The 21,009-nt window shown below is 45.5% G+C and carries 19 protein-coding genes and 1 pseudogene; 2 read left to right on the top strand and 18 right to left on the bottom strand.

Annotated elements, in window-relative coordinates:
- Positions 1 to 54 precede the first annotated feature (54 nt).
- The 10 genes and pseudogenes from asnS to panB all read right to left on the bottom strand — a co-directional run bounded on the left by asnS (position 55) and on the right by panB (position 12,208).
- Complete coding sequence (gene asnS, locus QY97_RS03145; protein ID WP_039237789.1) at positions 55 to 1,347, bottom strand: asparagine--tRNA ligase; 1,293 nt, start codon at positions 1,345 to 1,347, stop codon at positions 55 to 57.
- Between the two features lie 140 nt (positions 1,348 to 1,487).
- Positions 1,488 to 2,693, bottom strand: coding sequence for a pyridoxal phosphate-dependent aminotransferase (locus tag QY97_RS03140; protein ID WP_039237788.1), 1,206 nt, complete (start codon positions 2,691 to 2,693; stop codon positions 1,488 to 1,490).
- An 84-nt stretch (positions 2,694 to 2,777) separates the two neighbouring features.
- Positions 2,778 to 2,948 (bottom strand): YpmA family protein, encoded by a 171-nt coding sequence (locus QY97_RS19780; RefSeq protein WP_082090203.1) that lies wholly within the window; start codon positions 2,946 to 2,948, stop codon positions 2,778 to 2,780.
- 80 nt (positions 2,949 to 3,028) lie between these two features.
- Complete coding sequence (locus tag QY97_RS19460; protein ID WP_052717212.1) at positions 3,029 to 3,835, bottom strand: ComEC/Rec2 family competence protein; 807 nt, start codon at positions 3,833 to 3,835, stop codon at positions 3,029 to 3,031.
- 57 nt (positions 3,836 to 3,892) lie between these two features.
- A complete protein-coding gene (gene dinG / locus QY97_RS03130; protein ID WP_039237909.1) occupies positions 3,893 to 6,715 on the bottom strand; it encodes an ATP-dependent DNA helicase DinG in 2,823 nt (940 codons plus the stop codon).
- A 394-nt stretch (positions 6,716 to 7,109) separates the two neighbouring features.
- Positions 7,110 to 8,328, bottom strand: a pseudogene (locus tag QY97_RS03125) (amidohydrolase).
- A gap of 44 nt (positions 8,329 to 8,372) precedes the next feature.
- Complete coding sequence (locus QY97_RS03120) at positions 8,373 to 9,785, bottom strand: MFS transporter (RefSeq protein ID WP_039237787.1); 1,413 nt, start codon at positions 9,783 to 9,785, stop codon at positions 8,373 to 8,375.
- A 340-nt stretch (positions 9,786 to 10,125) separates the two neighbouring features.
- Positions 10,126 to 10,509, bottom strand: a complete 384-nt coding sequence (gene panD, locus QY97_RS03115; protein ID WP_039237906.1) for an aspartate 1-decarboxylase — start codon at positions 10,507 to 10,509, stop codon at positions 10,126 to 10,128.
- A gap of 5 nt (positions 10,510 to 10,514) precedes the next feature.
- Positions 10,515 to 11,372 (bottom strand): pantoate--beta-alanine ligase, encoded by an 858-nt coding sequence (gene panC, locus QY97_RS03110; protein WP_039237786.1) that lies wholly within the window; start codon positions 11,370 to 11,372, stop codon positions 10,515 to 10,517.
- Positions 11,369 to 12,208 (bottom strand): 3-methyl-2-oxobutanoate hydroxymethyltransferase, encoded by an 840-nt coding sequence (gene panB, locus QY97_RS03105; RefSeq protein ID WP_039237785.1) that lies wholly within the window; start codon positions 12,206 to 12,208, stop codon positions 11,369 to 11,371. Before panB ends, panC begins: the two co-directional genes overlap by 4 nt.
- A 295-nt stretch (positions 12,209 to 12,503) precedes the next feature.
- On the opposite strand from panB, the gene QY97_RS03100 reads away from it, so the two are divergent.
- Positions 12,504 to 13,574 carry a PQQ-dependent sugar dehydrogenase gene (locus tag QY97_RS03100; RefSeq protein ID WP_039237784.1) on the top strand — a complete coding sequence of 357 codons (1,071 nt, stop codon included), beginning with the start codon at positions 12,504 to 12,506 and terminating at the stop codon, positions 13,572 to 13,574.
- 37 nt (positions 13,575 to 13,611) lie between these two features.
- Here the strand turns inward: QY97_RS03100 and QY97_RS03095 are convergent, their stop codons facing one another.
- From QY97_RS03095 to QY97_RS03065, 7 genes are read right to left on the bottom strand one after another with little or no spacing between them, the layout of a single operon-like run.
- The gene (locus QY97_RS03095; protein ID WP_039237783.1) at positions 13,612 to 14,598 is read right to left on the bottom strand and encodes a biotin--[acetyl-CoA-carboxylase] ligase; all 987 of its coding nucleotides are present in this window, start codon (positions 14,596 to 14,598) and stop codon (positions 13,612 to 13,614) included.
- Positions 14,583 to 15,776 carry a CCA tRNA nucleotidyltransferase gene (locus QY97_RS03090; RefSeq protein WP_039237782.1) on the bottom strand — a complete coding sequence of 398 codons (1,194 nt, stop codon included), beginning with the start codon at positions 15,774 to 15,776 and terminating at the stop codon, positions 14,583 to 14,585. Before QY97_RS03090 ends, QY97_RS03095 begins: the two co-directional genes overlap by 16 nt.
- Positions 15,766 to 16,920, bottom strand: a complete 1,155-nt coding sequence (gene bshA / locus QY97_RS03085) for an N-acetyl-alpha-D-glucosaminyl L-malate synthase BshA (RefSeq protein WP_198402924.1) — start codon at positions 16,918 to 16,920, stop codon at positions 15,766 to 15,768. Before bshA ends, QY97_RS03090 begins: the two co-directional genes overlap by 11 nt.
- Before the next feature lies 1 nt (position 16,921).
- A complete protein-coding gene (gene bshB1 / locus QY97_RS03080; RefSeq protein WP_039237781.1) occupies positions 16,922 to 17,632 on the bottom strand; it encodes a bacillithiol biosynthesis deacetylase BshB1 in 711 nt (236 codons plus the stop codon).
- On the bottom strand, positions 17,619 to 18,032 hold the full coding sequence (locus QY97_RS03075) for a methylglyoxal synthase (RefSeq protein WP_039237780.1): 414 nt from the start codon (positions 18,030 to 18,032) through the stop codon (positions 17,619 to 17,621). The genes bshB1 and QY97_RS03075 overlap by 14 nt, the downstream gene beginning before the upstream one ends.
- Positions 18,033 to 18,047: 15 nt before the next feature.
- Entirely contained in the window at positions 18,048 to 18,848 is an 801-nt protein-coding gene (dapB, locus tag QY97_RS03070; RefSeq protein WP_039237779.1) for a 4-hydroxy-tetrahydrodipicolinate reductase, read from the bottom strand.
- The gene (locus QY97_RS03065; RefSeq protein ID WP_039237778.1) at positions 18,848 to 19,180 is read right to left on the bottom strand and encodes a nucleotide pyrophosphohydrolase; all 333 of its coding nucleotides are present in this window, start codon (positions 19,178 to 19,180) and stop codon (positions 18,848 to 18,850) included. The genes dapB and QY97_RS03065 overlap by 1 nt, the downstream gene beginning before the upstream one ends.
- Positions 19,181 to 19,356: 176 nt before the next feature.
- Here QY97_RS03065 and QY97_RS03060 point away from each other — a divergent pair, with 176 nt between their 5' ends.
- Positions 19,357 to 20,226 (top strand): YitT family protein, encoded by an 870-nt coding sequence (locus tag QY97_RS03060; RefSeq protein ID WP_039237777.1) that lies wholly within the window; start codon positions 19,357 to 19,359, stop codon positions 20,224 to 20,226.
- A gap of 84 nt (positions 20,227 to 20,310) precedes the next feature.
- On the opposite strand, the gene QY97_RS03055 is transcribed toward QY97_RS03060, so the two are convergent.
- The gene (locus QY97_RS03055; RefSeq protein WP_039237776.1) at positions 20,311 to 20,988 is read right to left on the bottom strand and encodes a zinc metallopeptidase; all 678 of its coding nucleotides are present in this window, start codon (positions 20,986 to 20,988) and stop codon (positions 20,311 to 20,313) included.
- Positions 20,989 to 21,009 lie beyond the last annotated feature (21 nt).

Raw genomic sequence — 21,009 nt, 5'->3', positions numbered from 1 at the left:
CTAATGAGAAGAAGCCACCCGATTCTGCTTACAGGACAACCTTTGCTGCTTTACTTATGGATATAGACGATTTAACAAACGCGGGAATGGAATCGTCTCACGGACATGCTCCACTCCGCTGATCCAGGCGACCGTACGTTCAAGACCAAGTCCAAAGCCTGAGTGAGGGACAGAGCCATATTTTCTTAGCTCCGCATACCATTTATACGCCTCTTCATCCAGCTTATGCTCCTTAATCCGCTCTTCTAGCAACTGCCTATCATGAATACGTTCCGAGCCTCCGATAATCTCTCCGTATCCTTCCGGTGCAATTAAATCTGCGCAAAGCACGACTTCCTCCCGGTTTGGGTCCGGCTGCATGTAAAACGGCTTGATAGCAGTAGGATAATGCGTAATGAATACCGGCTTATCATAGTTTTCCGCGATTGCTGTTTCATGAGGAGCCCCAAAATCATCTCCCCACTTGATGTCATCAAACCCCTGCTTATGCAGAAACTCGATCGCTTCATCATACGTGATGCGAGGGAAAGGCGTCTTGATCTGTTCAAGCTTAGACGTATCTCTGTCAAGGCGGCCAAGCTCCAGACGGCAATTGGCCAGTACGGATTGTACAACATGGGATACATACTCTTCCTGTACCTTCAGATTATCTTCAAAATTGTAAAATGCCATCTCGGGTTCGATCATCCAAAATTCAATTAAATGACGCCGTGTTTTTGACTTCTCTGCCCGGAATGTTGGACCGAAAGAAAAGACCTTTCCAAGTGCCATCGCTGCTGCTTCCATGTATAGTTGTCCGCTTTGTGAAAGATAAGCATCCTCGTCGAAATAACGAGTATGGAACAGCTCAGAAGTTCCTTCAGGAGCACTTCCTGTTAAAATAGGCGGATCTACCTTTACGAAGCCGCGGTCATTAAAGAACTCATAAGTTGCCCGAATGATTTCATTACGGACCTTCATGACTGCATGCTGACGGCGGGAGCGCAGCCATAAATGGCGATGGTCCATTAAGAACTCTGTGCCGTGCTCCTTTGGTGTGATCGGATAGTCTTCTGCTTCAGCGATGATGTCAATGCTTGATACAGATAGCTCGTAGCCGAATGGAGACCGGTTGTCCTCCTGGACTGTACCTGTAATATATAGGGAGGATTCTTGCGTAATGGATTTTGCTTGTTGAAATACTTCCTCACCTACTTCACTTTTCACAACAACGCCTTGAATAAAGCCTGTTCCATCACGAAGCTGCAGAAAGGCAATCTTTCCGCTTGATCGTTTATTAGCAAGCCACGCGCCGATCGTTACTTCCTCTCCGACATGCTGGCCTGCTTCTGTAATGGTTATTTTCATCTATAAGTCCCTCCAAACGTTAGCAACCATTTTTCGTATCCACATTATACCTATCTTTCTGGATAAAGTGCAAGAAATGCCCCTTTCATAAAGAAAAGCCCCGCTTTTATTAAGCTGGGCTTTCTCACTACCATCTATTATTACTTCTTGTTATTCTCAACATAGTCAGCAATGCGAGCGACGGCTGATTCTAGCAGATTAAGGGACGTCGCATAAGAAAGACGAATGTTATCTGGGGAGCCAAAGCCGCTTCCTGGAACCACAGCCACTTTCGCTTCTTCAAGCAAAGCTTTAACGAAGCCGTCGACGTCTTCAAATCCTGTCATAGCAGCTGCTTCCTTTACATTAGGGAATAAGTAAAAAGCACCCTGAGGCTTTAAGCAGCTAACGCCTGGAATATCATTCAACTTACTGTGAATGACATTTAAACGTTCTTCAAAGGCTTTCTTCATTTCTTCTACCGGCTCTTGAGTTCCTTCATAGGCAGCAATAGAACCGTACTGAGAAACAGCTGTCGGGTTAGACGTTGAGTGGCTCGCAAGGTCTGTCATCGCCTTGATCACTTTCTCGTTGCCGGCTGCATAGCCAATCCGCCAGCCTGTCATAGAATGAGATTTGGATACACCATTAATAATGATTGTTTGCTCCTTAAGCTCTGGAGATAGCTCTGCAATTGATACATGCTTACTGTCTCCATAAACAAGCTTTTCATAAATTTCATCTGAAACAATGAAAATATCATGCTTGAGCGCCACTTCTCCAAGCGCTTGAAGCTCTTCTTTAGAATAAAGCATACCCGTTGGATTACTCGGGGAATTAATGATGACTGCCTTTGTTTTCTCAGTGATCACAGCATTAAGCTGTTCTGGTGTTATTTTAAACTGGTTCTCTTCCTTACCTTCTACGTATACTGGCGTCCCGCCGGCAAGCTTTACTTGCTCAGGGTAGCTGACCCAATATGGAGTCGGGATAACTACTTCGTCGCCTTCATCAAGGATAACCTGGAATAAGGTATAAAGTGCGTGCTTTGCTCCAACGGTTACGATCACTTCGCTGCGTTTATATGTAATACCCTGGTCTTGCTTAAATTTATTAATAATCGCATCTTTCAATTGTGGCAGACCGCCGGCCGGTGTGTATTTAGTATGGCCATTTTTTAAAGACTCATAAGCTGCCTCGATAATATGTTCAGGTGTATTGAAGTCTGGCTCACCTGCACCAAGACCAATCACATCAATGCCTTGAGCTTTCATCTCTTTCGCTTTCGCTGTAATTGCCAATGTTGTCGAAGGGGTTAACGCTTTAACCCGCTGTGCTAATTGTACATTCACAAAAATACCCTCCATTATCTTGTTTCTTATTGCAGAAGCTCGTTAAAATGACTGATATTCATCTCATTTAGCAAAGCTTACTCCCTTATTCATTATGTACTAAGTACGGTAAATTGTAAAAACAGCTTTCTCTTTATCCTCAGGGTCTAAGGCTAAACCGAACATTAAATCATTTCGCTTTAATGTTCGGTTTAACGCGTCGACTATCTTATACAGATCCGGCTGGTTATTCACTTTCACTGTTGATAAAACCTCAATCTTCCTCTCCATTCAAACGCCCCCCATTCTGTTTATATTATAGCAGGAAATGATTCATCGTCATTAGTAATTTTTCGAAAAGTGAGAATTGATTATTTCATCTCAGGAATCGTTAAAATGGAATAGCCGTCCCGCGTAAATTTGATAATGATCAATCCTTGCTGATCAGTATAATATACATCAATCCACGTCTGATGGAGTACTTCTAGTAATTCATCATCCGGGTAATCTACCTTGCTTTTAAACAAAATCGCACTTTGCGGGTCAATGTGAGTTAGCAAATTGTAGGAAAGACTGTCTTTTTTCCCAAACTGCGGAAGCTTTAAAATATTGCTGTCCTTTAAAGACTGCGCAAGCATCTCTTGTTCAGATAATGAAGAAGCAGAAGACATCCATAAAAAGCGGGATTGACGATGTCTGATTGAAAAATCCAGGCCTTCATCATCACCTTCCCCATAATAAAGGGGCTGTAAAGAGGCTTCCGAACCAAGGTCGTATATCTCTCCCGGCACCCACCGTTCATAAGCAAGGCGGCTGTCCCGCTTTTCTTCGTCCACCGGCCAGGCAGTAATGACTTTCTTTAGCCCCCTGTTATCAGCCAGCTGCTCGATAAACATCTCATGCCAATACTTTTTCTCTGTAACAATCAACCCGTCCAATTGGCGAATTTGGAGCTTAGCCATATAGTAGAATATCTCTTTCCGGCTATTCTTTTCGCCTGTATTAATCAAGAACTGACCCCCGTTTCCGGTCTGTAAAAGGGCTGCTTCCCCATCGGACAACGGCAGGAATGAGATCGCTATTTCATCCTTATCTAAACGGAGATCAATGGCCGAAGCGTACACTAGGCCAGGGAACAAGCAGCTCAGACCAATGATCAATGAGATGATTAATTTCATGCCAGCCTCTCCTTTCACTACCGTTAGCGTACCTTATTCCGAAAAAAATAAACACGCTTACTCCTCGGAAAGCTGGAGCCAATTTTCAACAATGAGAGCCGTCTCGTCGAGGGATGCCTCTTCGATAGGAATATCAGGAATAGACTGTAAGAACGTCCTTCCGTATGCACTTGTCTGTATGCGGCGATCAAATACAATAATCATGCCTCGGTCTGTACTGCTTCTGATTAAGCGGCCAAACCCTTGCTTGAAGCGCAATACCGCCTGCGGCAAAGAATAATCTGAGAAAGGATTACCCCCTCTTTCTTCCAATTTCTCGCTTTTTGCCTCGATAAAAGGCTCATCCGGCGGTGAGAATGGCAAACGAACCATCACCAGGCAGGATAAATCTTCTCCCGGCACATCAATGCCCTCCCAGAAGCTATTCGTGCCAAATAAGATAGCCTTGTCAAACCGCTGAAAGTTTCGCGTCAGTCTCGTCCGGCTGCCGTTCGTAATTCCTTGGGCGAGCAGAATGTACTCTTCAAGCAAACCGCTTTCCCGGATAAGTTCATACGTTTTCTTCATCATATCGAAAGCAGTAAAAAGAACGAGCATTCTCCCCTTCGCCGATTCAGCGATGACCGTTAAATAATTAGCGAGCGCTTCCACGTATTCATCCTGGGGTACATGTTTGATTTCAGGCACGTCGTCAGGGATAACCATGCGGCAGTTCTTCTGAAAATCAAAAGGAGATGGCAGGGTCACCGCCTGGTGCTCACATGCTGAAAGCCCTGATTCTTCCGTAAAGAATTGAAAGGAACCGTTAACTGTCAAGGTCGCCGATGTGAAGACGACATGCTTCTTATCTAGAAGAGCTTCTTTAATTAATCCACCCGCCTCAAGAGGAGAAGAACGGATCGCAAACGTGTTAGCTAACGAGCGGCTGTCTCCCTCCATCCAAATGACCTCATCCTCTTCCGGCCGGAAAATAAGCCGCTCCAGCATCAGCTGGTAATGCTTCCATTGATGAATCAATTCCTTAAACTGATCCACCTTCGCCTGCTCTGCAGCCGACATTTGTTCCCAGAACGGATTCAGCGCTTCTTCTTTCCTTCTCATCCACCCTTCCACTTCAGTGAGCAGTTCGTCAAGCCGCTCAGCTCCGTATTCTACCGGCTGCCAGTCTGCCAGACTTCTTACTTTAGACGTCAGCCTGACTTGTCTTTTCGACCAGTGGCCAGCTCTCTTTTTCGTATGACGGCTAAAGAACGTATGCAATGTTTTAAACCATTCATCGCTCTCAAAGTGAAGCTGCTGCAACTGGCGGTTCATTCCGAGCTGTTCATCCTTATTCAGAGGCTGCTCATATTTAGCGAGCAGCTCATCAATTTGAACAACAAGCTCCTCCTGTTCATAGGTGCCAAGCCGGCCAAGAAGCTGTTTATAGGCAACCTGATCCATAAACAGCCCCAGCCTCTCTCGCGCTACCCGTTCAAAATGATGCGCTTCATCAATAATGACGTGGCTGTACGAAGGAAACACTGACGATTGGGCTGTTAAATCCGATGCGAGAAAAGAATGATTCGTAATCACAATATCAGCCTGCTGCGCCTGCTTTTTCGCGTAAATATAAAAATCTTTATCCAGCCAGGCTTTTCGGCCTTTGTTCATGTAATCTCCGTCCTGCCGTATCTCATTCCAAAACAGCTCTCCTCCTGAAGACAGATTCAATTCATCTACATCCCCTGTCTCCGTCTCAAGCAGCCAGATTAGAATCTGCATTTTTGCCAGCACATAATCATAATTATCTTGGGGTTCCTTTAGGCGCTCTGAAAACTTGTACAAGTCAATATAATGACTCCTTCCCTTTAGAACAGCCGAGGTTACCGAAAAAGGAAGAAGCTGTTTAAGCTTTTCCATATCATTCTTCAGCAGCTGTTGCTGGAGAATGACTGTATGGGTACTTACAATCACCGGCTCTCCCGTCCGTTTGCTTTCATAAATAGCCGGCAGCAAATAGCCGATAGATTTGCCTGTACCTGTTCCTGCTTCGACCGCTAAATGGACAGAGGTCCGCATGGAATCATAGATCAGGTCCATCATCCTCCACTGACCGCTGCGCCGTTCAAAACGCGGAAAGGCAGAGAACAGAGCCTCCTTTTCACTCTCTTCCTTCGGGTAAGAGAACGAGTGGCTATGGGCTTTTTCCCTTTCCTTCACTTCCTTTTTACGGAGAGCAAGGCCCCGGTACACTTCCAAATGCGACGGCAGCTGCTCTACATGATGCTGCTTTTCTTCAATAATCGCTTGAATCAGAACATAGGCATCACTTTTTAAGCCGACAGCCAGCCGGCCGAGCTTTTCAAGCGTAGCCAACGGCATCTGTTCCAGCTTTTCAATCATCATAATCAGCATTTGAGCTGTAACATATGCATCACTGTCCGCTTGATGAGGGCGGTCATGAACTAACCCTAAACCTTTGGTTAAGTCTCCCAGCTTGAAGCTGTCAGAGGTAGGCCAAATAATCCGGGCTAGCTCCACTGTATCGACAGCTGGTCCAGTAAAGGGGGAATAGCCGGCTCTTTCAAGCTCTCCTTGCAGAAACTGAAGATCGAACAAAACATTATGAGCAACGAAAACCGCGCCATCTAAAAGCGGCAGTATATCCTTCGCCGCTTCATGAAAGAATGGAGCATTCTTTACCATCTCATCTGAGATTCCCGTTAGCTCTTCAATAAACGGAGGAATCGATCGCTCAGGGTTAAAAAAAGAAGTATATTGGTATGTAATTGTTTTATTTTCAATAATCACGAAAGAAGCATGAATGATGCGATCTTTCTCTTTCGGTGCATGGCCGGTCGTTTCAAAATCGGTCACGACAAATGTTGGATGGGTCATGAGTGCTTCCACACCTTCTTCATTCAAATTTCCTTTTCAGTGTACCACACGGATTTGCAAAAGAGCCAGATTCAGGAGGCATGTGTCATGAAACTACAAAACATGAAGGGGAAGAAAGGTGTCCCACTTTGAGAGGTATTCAAAGCAGAAATGGATTGAGGCTGCTCAATCACTCAAGAATTAGCCAGCTGAGCCGTTTACACATACAAATGCGAGTCTTAGCAGTTCCATCTTCTTCTCAGCGTTACTTTATGATCAAAAAGAATACCCCATCATCTTAGCGAGTCCTTGCCTGCTAGAGCAACCCGTCATCCATAAAAGATGAAGAGCTGGTTCTACATTTGAAAATTTTTCAATTTCCGTTTTAGTGCAATACTTTGGACCTGCTCCGCAGTTAATCATTAGATCCATCTTTTTCTATATGTAAATAATCGCACACCACATATCCCACCGATTTAGCCGCGACAAGCAGGGCAGCCTCATCAATATCAAACTTAGGGTGATGGTTGAAGTAAGGCTCTTCTACTCCCTTTGGCGTGCACCCAATATAAAAATAAGTACCGGGCACCTTCTCCAGGTAATATGCAAAATCATCGGACGGCGCCATTTTAGGAAATTCTTTTACTTCTTTAATGTGCTTGCTTATCCCCAGCTTTTATTAAGGTTTTCGCTACGAATGCAGTTAGTTCAGGATCGTTATACAACGGTGGATAGTCGGGTTCATACGTGAGTTTGCAGCTTACACCAAATAATTCTTCGAGCCCCTTCACCATCCGGTGAATTTCCTTGCTAATCACATCCCTCGTTTCATCATCTGAATAGCGTATATCTCCTTCAATTTCAATACTGTCTTTAATCACATTAAAGCTTCCCTTGCCGTCAAATGACCCAATGGTGACTACACCTGCATCCAACGGGTTCACTCTGCGGCTAACAATCGTTTGAACAGCTGTGACAAAGTAGGCTCCTGCGACAATGGCATCGTTTGCCTTATGCGGAGAAGAACCGTGTCCGCCGCTTGCCTGTACCTTCAGTTTAAAATAGGCGCGACCATTGAAGGAATAGCCGCTATGATAACCAACGGTTCCCGCAGGGGCCACCGGTAAAACATGAATACCAAAGATTGCATCTACACCATCTAGAGCCCCTGCTTCTACAATGCTCTTAGCTCCGCCAGGCGGTACTTCTTCGGCGTGCTGATGGATAATCTTAACAGTGCCATGAATCTGCCCTTTTAATTGAATAAGACAATCAGCTAAAACGAGAAGGTAAGCTGTATGAGCATCATGACCGCAAGCATGCATGATCCCTTCGTTTTTGGATTTAAACGGAATCTCCAGCTCCTCTTTAATCGGAAGCGCATCAAAGTCAGCTCGAAGCGCCACTGTTTTACCCGGCTTTTCCCCTTTTATAGTAACCACAATGCCATATCCATTTCCAACACCCGTTGATACATCCACATCTTTGCCTCTGTAAAAGTCAGCAATATAGGCTGCTGTTTTCGCCTCTTTAAATGAAAGCTCCGGATTTTCATGTAGATAACGGCGGATGTTAATCATCTCAGCTTCCCGTTCCTCTAACATTTTCATCAATTGATCAATCACCAGGACCATCTCCTCTTAAGTTTTGTGCGGACAGGGAATAGCTGTCCCGCTATTTAATTACCCTGTTCTACTAGTTTTCCGGCCTTTTTCCTTTTTATAGAAACGCCCGGAACGAGTACGACAATAGATAATAATGAAACAGCGGCAAAAATAACATTCGTGATAATTCCGACAGTTGCAGCTGTATGAACAGTACTTACCGCTGCTACTGTACTATATATCGTTGCAGAAATTGCAATACCAAAGGCATTCCCTAAGGAGCTTGCCATTTTATAAATACCCGAAGCTTCCCCTACCTTATCATCTGGCGCTGAAGCCACTGCTGTATCAGTCGAGGGAGTTGCATACATTCCAAGACCTAAGCCGAATAAAATAAATCCGACAAAGACCATTACTGTATAAATTAAATCCGAAAAAAATGTTAATCCCATTAAAGCAACACCGATTAAGGTAATGGCGGACCCCCAAATCATTGGTTTTTTTGCACCAATCTTCTGCATCAGCTTTTCACCAACACGGATCATGGATAAAACAGCAACCAAATAACCAATGGAGAGTAACCCAGATTGAAATGCCGTAAAGCCGCGGCCTACTTGTACATACGTATTAGCAACGATCAATGTACCTGCGACAGCATTCAATAAGAAGTTTGAAATGGTTGCTCCTGTATATGGTTTATTTTTAAATAGCCTAAAGTCAATAAGAGCATTTTTTCTTTTTGCTTCATACTTCACAAATACAATAATCCCACCAACTGATACGGCTGCTAGAATAATTGTTGGCAGGCTTGTCCAGCCTAAGCCAGCACCTTGCGTGATCAATATATTAATCGCAAGCATGGTGACGATAAATATGCTTAGCCCTCCAAAGTCGAATCTAAATTTATTATCTGTTTCAGCTTTACTTTCTGGTACTTCCTTGATGAGCCACATCGCAAGCAAGGCAAAAATGATGGAAAAAATAAAAATCCACTTCCAGCCCATATATGTCGCGATTGCCCCGCCGGCAAAGGAAGTGATTCCAGAGCCTCCCCAAGAGCCGATAGACCAGTAACTAAGTGCACGCTGTCTCTCAGCCCCTTCGAAGTATGCTTTCATTAAAGCAATAGTGGCAGGCATAATACATGCGGCAGATAAGCCCTGCAGCACACGGCCAATGATTAATAGGACAGCCCCTTGCGCAAGTACCGGAAGCAATGAACCAATGACACTCAAAATTAGACCAATGTAGGTAACTTTCTTCCTTCCAAACCTGTCTGCTAAACCGCCTGCAACAACAATAAACATACCTGAAAAGAGGGAAGTTAAACTGATGGCTATGTTCAAAGCCGTTAATTCAACATCTAAATCCTCTTGAACTGCTGGAACAATATTTACCATCGCCTGGGCAAATAACCAGAAGGTAATGACACCAAATACAATACCCGCAATCATCTTATTCGTACCTTTATAGCCCGTAGCTTCCATAGCGCTCCTCCTTTTAGAGTTTTACATTTTAACTTTCGAGAAATAGCGGTAACTTTAAGCTTCGCTAATAAACTGCTTATTATTACAATTCAATTATAGAAAGATTCCACAATGCATAAGTTAACTCTCACTCAATTCTTCAACAAACTTTCACTTTCTTCGCTACGACTTATTTGGACAAATATAAGATATACATTTACTTTCCAAATAAAAAAAGAACCAATGCCTCACGCATTGATTCTTCAATAGCAGAATAGCCTGCTTTTTACCGCCTTTCTTAACCGTAACAAAAACCGCTTCACCTCCAACCCATTGAAGGTGAGGCGGTTTGTTTGCTCCCTTATAAAACTGTGCCCGCTATTTCCTGATGAAGCAGCTGATCAATCCGGTTTAATTCATCTGCTACGACAATCTTTGGCTGATGATCCTTCACTTGCTCTTCAGCCACCATGACATACGAAATGATAATAACCTTATCTCCAGGCTGAACGAGACGGGCTGCTGCTCCGTTTAAGCAAACTACACCGCTGCCCCGCTCACCTGAGATAATGTATGTTTCCAGACGGGCGCCATTGTTATTGTTGACAATTTGCACTTTTTCATTTTCAACCATGCCTGCCGCATCCAGCAGATCTTGGTCAATCGTGATACTGCCTACATAGTTTAAGTTAGCTTCCGTGACAGTCGCACGGTGAATTTTCCCGTTCATCATAGTACGAAACATATTCATCATTTCCCTTCATTTACGCTAAAGATAATATTATCAATCAATCGTGCTTTTGAGTATTTCACAGCGGCTGCAAGAATCATCCGTCCTTCTACACGTTCAAGCTCTTTCAGCTCCGGGTAAGAAAGCAGCTCTACATAATCAAGGTCAGCACCGCTATAGGCCAGCAGGTATTCACGCGCCGCTTCTTGAACACGGTATGGGTCCTTCTCTCCTTGTTCAGCTACCTGAACACCGGCCTGCAAGCCCCTTTGCAGATGAGGCGCCTTTTGACGCTCTTCCACTGTCAAATATATATTCCGCGAACTCTTCGCAAGACCATCTTCTTCTCTCACCGTTTCTACACCAACGAGCTTTACTGGAAAGTTCAGCGACTTGACCAGACCTTCAATAACAGCAAATTGCTGGGCATCCTTTAATCCAAAGTATGCCTGATCTGCTTCCGTTAAGTGAAAAAGCTTGCTGACAACCGTCACGACCCCGTCAAAATGGCCTGGACGCTTCTCCCCGCACAGCTTGTCCGTCCGGTCAGTAACCGTCATCTTGATCATGGGTGGCTCAGGGTACATTTCCTCTACACTAGGCGCAAAGATGCAATCGACTCCTGCGGAAGCTGCCAGCTTAGCATCACGCTCTAAGTCACGCGGATATTGCTCAAAGTCCTCATTTGGACCAAACTGGAGCGGATTTACGAAAATAGACATGATGACTGTCTCATTTTCTTCCCGTGCCCGTTTGGCTAAGGATAAATGCCCTTCATGGAGAAACCCCATCGTTGGCACTAAGCCGATTTGTCGACCTAGCCGTTTCTCCTCTTGGACATATGCTTTTAGTTGTTGTACCGTCTTAATAATGTTCACGGGGTCACTCCTCCATAAAGCGCTTCCAGTTCTTCTTCTTTCATCGTAAAGGAATGCTCTCTAGCTGGAAATGTCCCTGCTTTTACTTCCGATACATAAGCTGAAATGGAGGTTACGATCGGCTCACTCACATTATGATAGGATTTAACAAACTTCGGCGTCCGGCTCACACCATACTGAATAAGGTCATGATACACGAGCACTTGTCCATCTGTTTCATTTCCCGCTCCGATGCCAATTACCGGGATGCGAAGAGCATGCGCAATTTCAGCAGCAATTTGATAGGGTACGCATTCCAGCACCACCATAAAGGCTCCAGCGGCTTCTAGCTGTTTGGCTTCTTTAAGCATTTGCTTCGCATCTTCCGCTGTTTTCCCCTGAACTTTATAACCGCCAAGCACACCAACAGACTGAGGGGTTAACCCTAAGTGAGCCACTACCGGTACCCCAGCATGAGTAAGCCGCTGTACGGTTTCGGCGATTTCAGCACCGCCTTCAATCTTAACAGCATGCGCTCCCGCTTCCTGCATGAGTTTGCCGGCTGCACGCATCGCTTCTTCCTGACTGATGTGGTAGGACATAAACGGAAGATCCGTCACGATGAACGTATCTTTAGCTCCTCTCTTTACCGCCTTTGTATGGTGAATCATATCTTCCACTGTTACAGGTACAGTCGAGTCGTACCCGAGCACTACCATACCAAGTGAATCTCCAACTAAGATAATATCAGTCTGTGCTTCTTCTGACAGCTTGGCCGATGGGTAGTCGTAAGCCGTCACCATCGCAATTTTCTCGCCAGTTTGTTTCATTTTAATGAAATCGCTTGTTTGCTTCACGCACGCTTCCTCCTTTTGTTTTCAGAGGAGACGAAACAATATCAATAAAAAAACCCTTCAGACAGAAGGATTCGATTCGCAATTAGTTGTTGTTTCGACCCTCTGTCCCTGTCTACTACAGATCAAGGCAGAATGTTTGCTTATTTAGTTGTCCTATTGGCTTAGCTACATTGAAGTGCAGTTCTATACAGATACTGCCCGTTTTTATTATAACAGCCTCTCTTTTTTTTGACTATTGAAAATTCAAAAGGTAGGATACAAATATCAAAAATTATGTAAAAAGCGGGGTAAGAGCATGAAAAAATGGATGTTTGTTGCCTGTATTCTGTTGGCAGGCTGCACCTCTACGAAGGAGCGGCCCCCTCAAGAAGAAGCTGTCAGCACAGATACTGAGCCTGTACAAAGCGAAGAAGTTATTGCAACACAAATGCAAATCCCTTGGAATATCACCAAAGCGAGCGACCGCTTTATTATCAGCCAGAGAGGCGGAAGCATTGTCTTGATTGGACCGGATGACACGAAAGAGGAAACCCGACTTCATCTGAAGCAGGAGATTGCCCACGAAGGAGAAGGTGGATTGCTCGGCTTTGTCCTGGACCCTGATTTCTCTAAGAATCGGCTAGCCTACGTATACCATACGTACAATGAAGAGAGCCGCATCCAAAACCGTATCATTCAAGTGCGGTATGAAGGGGACGGGTGGCATGAAATAAAAGAATTGTTATCGGGTATTCCGGGCGGCTCAATTCATAACGGCGGACGGCTCGCCATCGGCCCTGATAATAAGCTTTATGCTACCGCCGGAGATGCCGGTGAGGCAAGGACAGCTCAAGAGCCTGAAGTACTTTCCGGGAAAATTTTAAGAATGAACCTTGACGGGTCGATCCCTGAAGATAACCCTTTTAGCCAGTCCTATGTCTATACACTTGGCCATCGAAATCCTCAAGGCATGGCCTGGGATGAAAGAGGACGGATGTACGCAGCTGAGCATGGTCAGCGCGCCCATGATGAAATCAACTTAATTGAGCCCGGCCGCAATTATGGCTGGCCGATCATTGAAGGGGATGAGCAGCAGGAAGGGATGGAAATACCTTTATTCCACTCCGGCGAGGAAACGTGGGCCCCTTCGGGAATGGATTATCAAGATGGCAAGCTGTTTGTCGCGGCTCTTCGGGGTGAAAAGCTTCTCGTTTTTGACCTTGAGCATCAAACGGAAGAGGTATTCTACAGCGGAGCAGGCAGGCTGAGAGATGTATACATTGATGACAACAGCCTGTATGTAATCACGAATAATACAGACGGGCGCGGCAATCCATCAGAAGAGGACGACCGGCTGATCCGGCTGCCGCTTTCAAGAAGTGAATGAAGACTGCCGGCTGAACAGCCGGCAGTCTTAAAGAACATCAATCTGCTTTTTTCTCAACCTCTATATCAGCAGAATAAATATTGTGAATGACCCCCTCATCATCCAACAATTTTAATACGCCTTCCTCCGTAATGCCGAGCGCTTTTCCGTGCAATACTCCGGTTACTGTGCGGGCTGAAATCCTCTTTCCGATCGACAGGGCGTAGCGCTCCCATCTCCTCTTAATATCAGAGAACCCTTCTTCAATATATAAGTGGTAGTAGTGCTCCAACCGTTTCAAAATTTCCTGTATAATATGCGACCGGCTGATCTTTTCGCCCTTTTCAATAGCTAGGGATGTGGCAATTTCTTTCAGCTCCTCCGGGAACTTTAATTGGTTAACATTGATGCCGATTCCGATAATGACAGAGTGGATACGGTCGGCATCTGCCTGCAGCTCTGTTAAAATGCCTGTCAGCTTCTTTCCGTTTAATAGGATATCGTTCGGCCACTTAATTTCCGGCTGGAGACCGGTTACTTCTCTGATCGCTTCAACGACAGATACAGCTGTCAGAAGAGTGAATTGAGGAGCTTTATAGGGGGGCAGCTCAGGCTTCAAAATGACGCTCATCCAAATGCCTGTATGCTTCGGTGAATGCCATTGCCTTGCCATTCGGCCACGGCCTGCTGTTTGCTCCTCTGCAATGACAACCGTTCCCTCTTTAAATGGCTCCTGAGCAAGGCGATGAGCCTCCTTTTGAGTGGAGTCTGTTGTATCTAACGAAACAATTTCTTTCCCAAGCCAATTTGTTTCCAGTCCAATTAAAATTTCATTTTCTGTTACTTTATCGGGCTTTGACACAATCCGGTACCCCTTTTTGCGAACAGCTTCAAGCTCGAAGCCTTCCTGTCTCAAAGCTTCAATATGCTTCCAGATAGCTGTCCGGGAACAGCCCAGTATTTCTGCTAATGCTTGCCCTGAAACAAATCCGCCGTCCGCCTTCGAAAAAGCAGACAGCAGCTGCTGTCTTACAGAAGATTGCACGCCTTCAGCCACTCCTTTATCGATTCTTTTCTATTGTCTATTTGTCCTTCCGCCACTGATTGCTCAATTTGCTCGAGAAGCTGCTTCATCCATGGACCGCCCTTTTCCTGCTTCCATTCCTTTAAATCCTTGCCTGTAACAGCTAGCTCCTTCCGGCCTTTAATTGGGAGCTCTTCATAACGCTGCATGAGCTGAATAGCCTGTGAAGGGCGCTTTTCCATAACCGCTAGTACCTCTTCCACATCTGCTGTCCGGTCAGCACCGGCCTGGTATAAAAGAAAATCGGTCCATGCTCTTCCTTTCATCCCCTGAAGCCATTCATACGTGCTGGCTAAGTACTTTATTTTCTTAGAAGGCATACGCCAGCTTCTCAGCCACTTCTCCGATTCCTCCGGCTTAATGAGCGCTAACAGAAACAGCCACCTTTGTCTGGCTGTTAAACGGCGGACATCATAGGAAAGAAAGAATTCAAGCTGCTGCTTTGTCCCTTCTAACCGAGGCAAGTAAGGGAACAGATTCCCCCTTACAATCACCTCTATGCCCGCAGCAGCGTCTCTCCCTGCTAACAGCTTTTCCATTTCTACCAGCTTTCGTTCAACCGCAATATGCTGCAGCAAGGAGGCACAGCGAAGGAGGGCTTTTTCTGTCTCCCCGTGCAGACGGAAGCCGAGCTGGCTCGTGAACCGGGCGGCTCTCATCATTCGTAGCGCATCCTCAGAAAAACGGTCTTCCGCTCGACCGACCGTTTGGATTTGCTGCTGCTGCAAAGCTTCTTTTCCCCCGAACGGATCAATGATACGGCCAGTCCGATCCATCGCCATGGCATTGATCGTAAAATCGCGGCGCTGCAAATCTTCCGTTAACGAGCGAACAAAGGACACCTTCTCCGGGCGCCGAAAGTCTTTATAGTCCGATTCTGTCCGAAAGGTGGTCACCTCATAGCCATTTCCTTCCCAAAGAACGAGCACTGTTCCATGCTCAATGCCAACATCCACCGTTTTCGGAAAAATATGCTTCACTTCTTCCGGAAGCGCTGAAGTTGCAATATCCACATCACCAATTGGACGACCCAGCAGGTAATCCCTTACTGAACCGCCCACAAAATAGGCCTCAAATCCGGCTTCCTCCAGCCTTTTCAAAAGCGGGGCGGCCTGTTCGAATACCCGCTCATTCTCCATAACCGTCACCTTCCTGCTCGCGGAGCAATCGGATATACAACTCCTCATACTGACGGACAATTCTTTCAGAGTGGAAGCGGGTGCGCACCGTTTCAATCGCCTGCTTGCTTATCTCCTCATAGAATGGCGGATCCAGCAGCAAACTTGTTGCTTGCTCTGCCATCGATTCGATATCGCCTATTTCAGAAATAAATCCGTTCACGCCATTCTCAATCACTTCAGGGATTCCTCCGGTATTTGTTCCAATACAAGGCACTCCGCATGCCATCGCTTCTAAAAGAACGAGGCCAAAGCTCTCTTTTTCTGAGAGCAATAAAAAAAGGTCACTTATGGAATACAGCTCCTCAAGATTGTTTTGCTTACCGAGAAAGAGCACGTCTGCCTCTAGTTTCAGCTTCTTTACGAGCGCGCATACGACTGTCATCTCCGGCCCGTCTCCTACAAGCAGCAGCTTGGACGGCATCTGCTCTCGAATCTTTTGAAAGACGCGGATAACATCAGGCACCCGCTTAACGCCACGAAAGTTAGAGACATGCATAATAAGTTTTTCCCCTGGGGCTATTCCCAGTTCTTCACGCAATCGATCACGGGGATCAATTAAACGGTAGACCCGTTCATCGATAAAGTTGTAAATCGTTTCTATCTTCTTTTCTGGGCGGATCACATCCATTGTTTGGCTGATTAAAGCATCGGATACTGCTGTAACAGCATCAGATTCTTCAATTCCAAATCGAATGGATGCCTTCAAGGACGGCTCATGTCCGAGTACAGTAATGTCTGTGCCGTGCAGGGTCGTCACAATTTTGACATTAGAGCGGGCAATCTGCTTACCTAGAATCGCACAAACTGCATGTGGAACCGCATAATGCACGTGTAAAATATCCAATTGTTCCCGATTAATAATTTCAGCAATTTTATTTGCAAGAGCAATTTCATAAGGGGGGTACTGAAAAACAGAATACTGCGCTACCTCCACTTGATGAAAGTAAATGTTGGGGTACATCCGGTTCAGTTTGAAGGGCCGGTCTGACGTTATAAAGTGAATCTCATGCCCTTTTTCAGCCAGCAGCTTGCCGAGTTCAGTAGCTACCACTCCTGAACCGCCGACTGTTGGATAACATGTAATACCAATTTTTAAATTCATCTTAATCTCCAATCAAATCCCGTTCTAGAAGTAAAGGGGCAGAAGTAAGGAATCCTTCGGCAAACGTTCTTCCTACTTCCTTTCCCATCATCCGGTCTCTTGCAATTACCGTTTCAACGTACCCGCTCGTTAAAGGAGTATCTACCGAGCCTTCTCCCAGTTCGAATTGGCTCCGATAAGCAGATAATCCCTCTTGCTTCCTGGTAATCACCTCTCCGATATCCACACAGAAATCCGGGCGATGAAATCCATTGATCATATAAAAATAGAGCTGCTTTGCTTTATGAGCTTCTTCCTTACCCGAAGTTTCATACTTCCGGATACCCGCTGAGAAAAAGGCTTCCTTTACGAGACGAGCACACGCCCCATGATCAGGATGACGATCCTGCTCATAAGGTGCGAAGACTACCGTCGGCTGATACCGACGGATGACTTCTGCCACTTTGCTCACTGCTTCAGCTGTTAGAAACAAACCGCGGTCAGGCAGATCGAGTGTCACTCTTTCCTGTACCCCCAGCATCTCCGCTGCCTGTCTTGCCTCTGCTGCTCTTGACGTAACTGTTCCGTTAGAAGACAGCTCTGCTTTGGTTAAGTCGCAAAAAACAACAGTCTTTCCAACAGCTGCATATTTGGCTGCGGTACCACCCATTCCGATTTCAATGTCATCCGCATGAGCCCCAAACGCTAATATATCTGCCTTAACGGTTTTCATAAGACGGTCTATTCCCTTCTACCTTCTCAAAGTCGCCCCGCTTCAATGCCTCGACTAACAACATAGCAGTACTAATGTTAGTAGCGAGCGGAACGCTATATACATCACAAAGACGGACAAGCGCAGACACATCCGGCTCATGCGGCTGTGCCGTAAGGGGGTCTCTAAAGAAAATCACTAAATCCATTTCTCCGCGGGCAATGCTGGCGCCAATTTCCTGATCGCCGCCAAGCGGCCCCGATTGAAAGCAGTGAATAGATAATCCAGAGGCAGAGATGATTCTGCGGCCAGTCGTACCGGTAGCGAATAGTTCGTGGTCAGAGAAAACATTGTGGTTTTCTGATACGAAATCAATTAACTCCGTCTTTTTCTTGTCATGGGCAATTAAAGCGATTTTCATAAGCAGCCCCCTTCGTTAGTCTAGGATATTTTCCATTCCGTAAATGAGCGTGTCCACGTTCATAACCGTCTCTACACATACTTTGACACCTGACATGAAGGACGCTCGGTTGTAAGAATCGTGACGGATTGTCAGCGTTTGGCCGTCTGCTCCGAACAACACTTGCTGGTGAGCAATGAGTCCAGGCAAGCGCACGCTGTGAATATGCATGCCTTCCATCTCTGCACCGCGGGCACCTGTCATCGTTTCCTTCTCATCCGGGTGTCCCTGCTTCTTCTCTTCCCTTACTTTGCTGATCATTTGTGCTGTTTTAATGGCTGTGCCTGATGGCGCATCCAGCTTCTTATCGTGATGCAGCTCTATGATCTCTACGCTGTCCATGTACTTAGCCGCCATTTGTGAAAACTTCATCATGAGTACGGCACCAATAGCAAAGTTAGGTGCGATAATGCAGCCAATACCTTTTTCCTCAGCGAGCTGCTTTAACTCTTCTAGCTGCCCATCTGTAAAGCCCGTTGTGCCAACGACTGGCCGAATGTTATGTTCAATTGCTGTCTTTGTATGTACATATCCCGTCTCTGGCGTCGTTAAATCAATCAGCACATCTGCTTCTACTTCACTAAAGCATTGATGAATGTCTGTAAATACAGGCACATCAATCCCATCAAACCCTTCCAGGTCTCCCAGTCTTTGACCATCATATTTCCGGTCAAGCACAGCCGCTAGTTCAAAATGACCAGTTTCCTGTACCATTCGTACAGCTTCCTTTCCCATTCTTCCACGCGGGCCTGCAACAATTACTTTTACTGTATCCATTATTCATTCTCCTCTTTTCTTGTCCATCGATCTTTATCTCTCGTATTAAACTTCTTCATCACCCGCTCATGAGCGGACGCTAAATCAATATTCAATGAGTTGGCCAGGCATGTAAGGACAAATTGTACGTCTCCCAGCTCTTCCTCGATTGTCTTCTCTTCTTCTGTTGCCTTCTTCGGTTTTTCTCCATGATAATGGTTGATCTCTCGAGCCAGCTCACCCATCTCTTCTGTCAGCCGTGCCATCATGGCCAACGGACTAAAATAGCCTTCTTTAAATTGGCCGATATAATCATCTACTTCTTTCTGCATCTCTTTTAATGTTTTGTCCATAAGCTTCCCTGCCTTTTCCCTTATTAATTTTATGTTAGCTAATTCTGGCTTATATGACAATGAATTTATACGTAAAGCCGTATTTCCGTACATTTACAGATTGTGGGACAGCAGCTTATTCTATATAATGACAATTATCAACAGAGGAATATTTATAATGTAAAGGTGGTTCACATATGATACTCGGCATGAAATTCAAAAACCTCTTTTTTATTCTCCTCGGAAGCGCGATTTACAGTTTCGGACTTGTTCACTTTAATATGGAGAACAAGCTCGCAGAAGGCGGCTTTACCGGTATTACGCTGCTTTTATATAACCTGTATGGAATTGATCCATCCTATTCCAACTTTATCTTAAACATCCCTATCTTTTTCATTGGGTGGAAGCTGCTTGGGAAAACCGCTTTCTACTACACCATCGTCGGAACGGTCAGCCTTTCTGTGTTCCTGTGGTTATTCCAGCGTTACCACTTTAATATGCCGCTTCATGACGATCTGTTCCTAGCTGCCTTATTTGCAGGAGTCTTCATCGGTGTAGGTCTCGGCATTATCTTTCGTTACGGGGGAACAACAGGCGGCGTGGATATTATTGCTCGTCTCGTTCATAAATACCGCAGTGTCAGCATGGGAAAAACAATGTTCCTTTTTGATGCCGTTGTCATCACTGCTTCTCTGACATATATGGACTATCGTCAGGCAATGTATACGCTGGTCGCTGTTTTTGTCGGTACACGAGTCATTGATTTCATGCAGGAAGGTGCCTATGCAGCAAGAGGCGCTATGATTATCTCGAATCACCACGAAGAAATTGCCGAGAAGATCAACAAGCAAATGGACCGAGGCGTGACAGTATTAAAAGGACATGGTTCCTTTACGAAGGAAAACCGCGAAGTGTTGTATTGCGTCGTCGGCAAAAATGAAATTGTCCGTCTCAAAAACATTATCAATTCCGTTGATCCTCACGCCTTTGTCTCTGTAACAGTCGTTCATGATGTTCTCGGTGAGGGCTTTACACTCGATGAAAACAAACGGCCACTTGAAGTGTAAATATAAAAAAAGGAAGCCCTTTAGGCTTCCTTTTTCTTCGAGGATAAGGAGGCCCTGCCTCTCTTATCTTTTATCACGCTACTGTTAGTCCTCGCTTTGCATTCCTGTGTAGATAAGCACTAAACGAAGAAGTTCAGCGACCGCTACAGCGGCAGCAGCCACATATGTCAAAGCAGCCGCATTCAGTACTTTGCGCGCTTCCCGTTCTTCATCATTGCGGATAACCCCTGAGGAAACAATTTGATCCATTGCCCGTGATGATGCATTGAATTCCACCGGAAGGGTAATCACTTGGAACAAAACAGCCGCAGCCATTAAAATAATCCCTAATAGGAACATACCCGTTGCCGATGTGAAGATACCGATCAAAATAAAAATCCATGATAGGTTCGACCCGATATTAGCAACTGGAACAAGTGCATGGCGGAAGCGAAGGAAAGCGTAAGCCTCTTTGTCTTGAATCGCGTGGCCTACTTCGTGAGCAGCAACAGCAGCTCCAGCTACCGATTGACCGTGGTAGTTATTCGGTGACAAATGAACGGATTTTGTCATGGGGTTATAATGGTCACTTAGAAACCCTTGGGTCTCTACGACTTTCACATTGTGCAGTCCGTTCTCATCTAAAATGCGTCGTGCCGTCTCGGCTCCTGTCATGCCGGACGAAACAGCAACTTTCGAGTATTTCTTATACGTGCTCTTTACTTTCATCTGTGCCCATAAAGGAACGAGAATGAGAATAAGAAAGTAAATTAAAAAGCCCATCTGGTAGTATGACCCCCGTTT

It is taken from the genome of Bacillus thermotolerans (assembly GCF_000812025.2).
GTDB lineage: Bacteria > Bacillota > Bacilli > Bacillales > Domibacillaceae > Quasibacillus > Quasibacillus thermotolerans.
The sequence above is the reverse complement of the archived record's forward strand: the minus strand, read 5'-3'. Positions and strand labels throughout refer to the sequence as shown.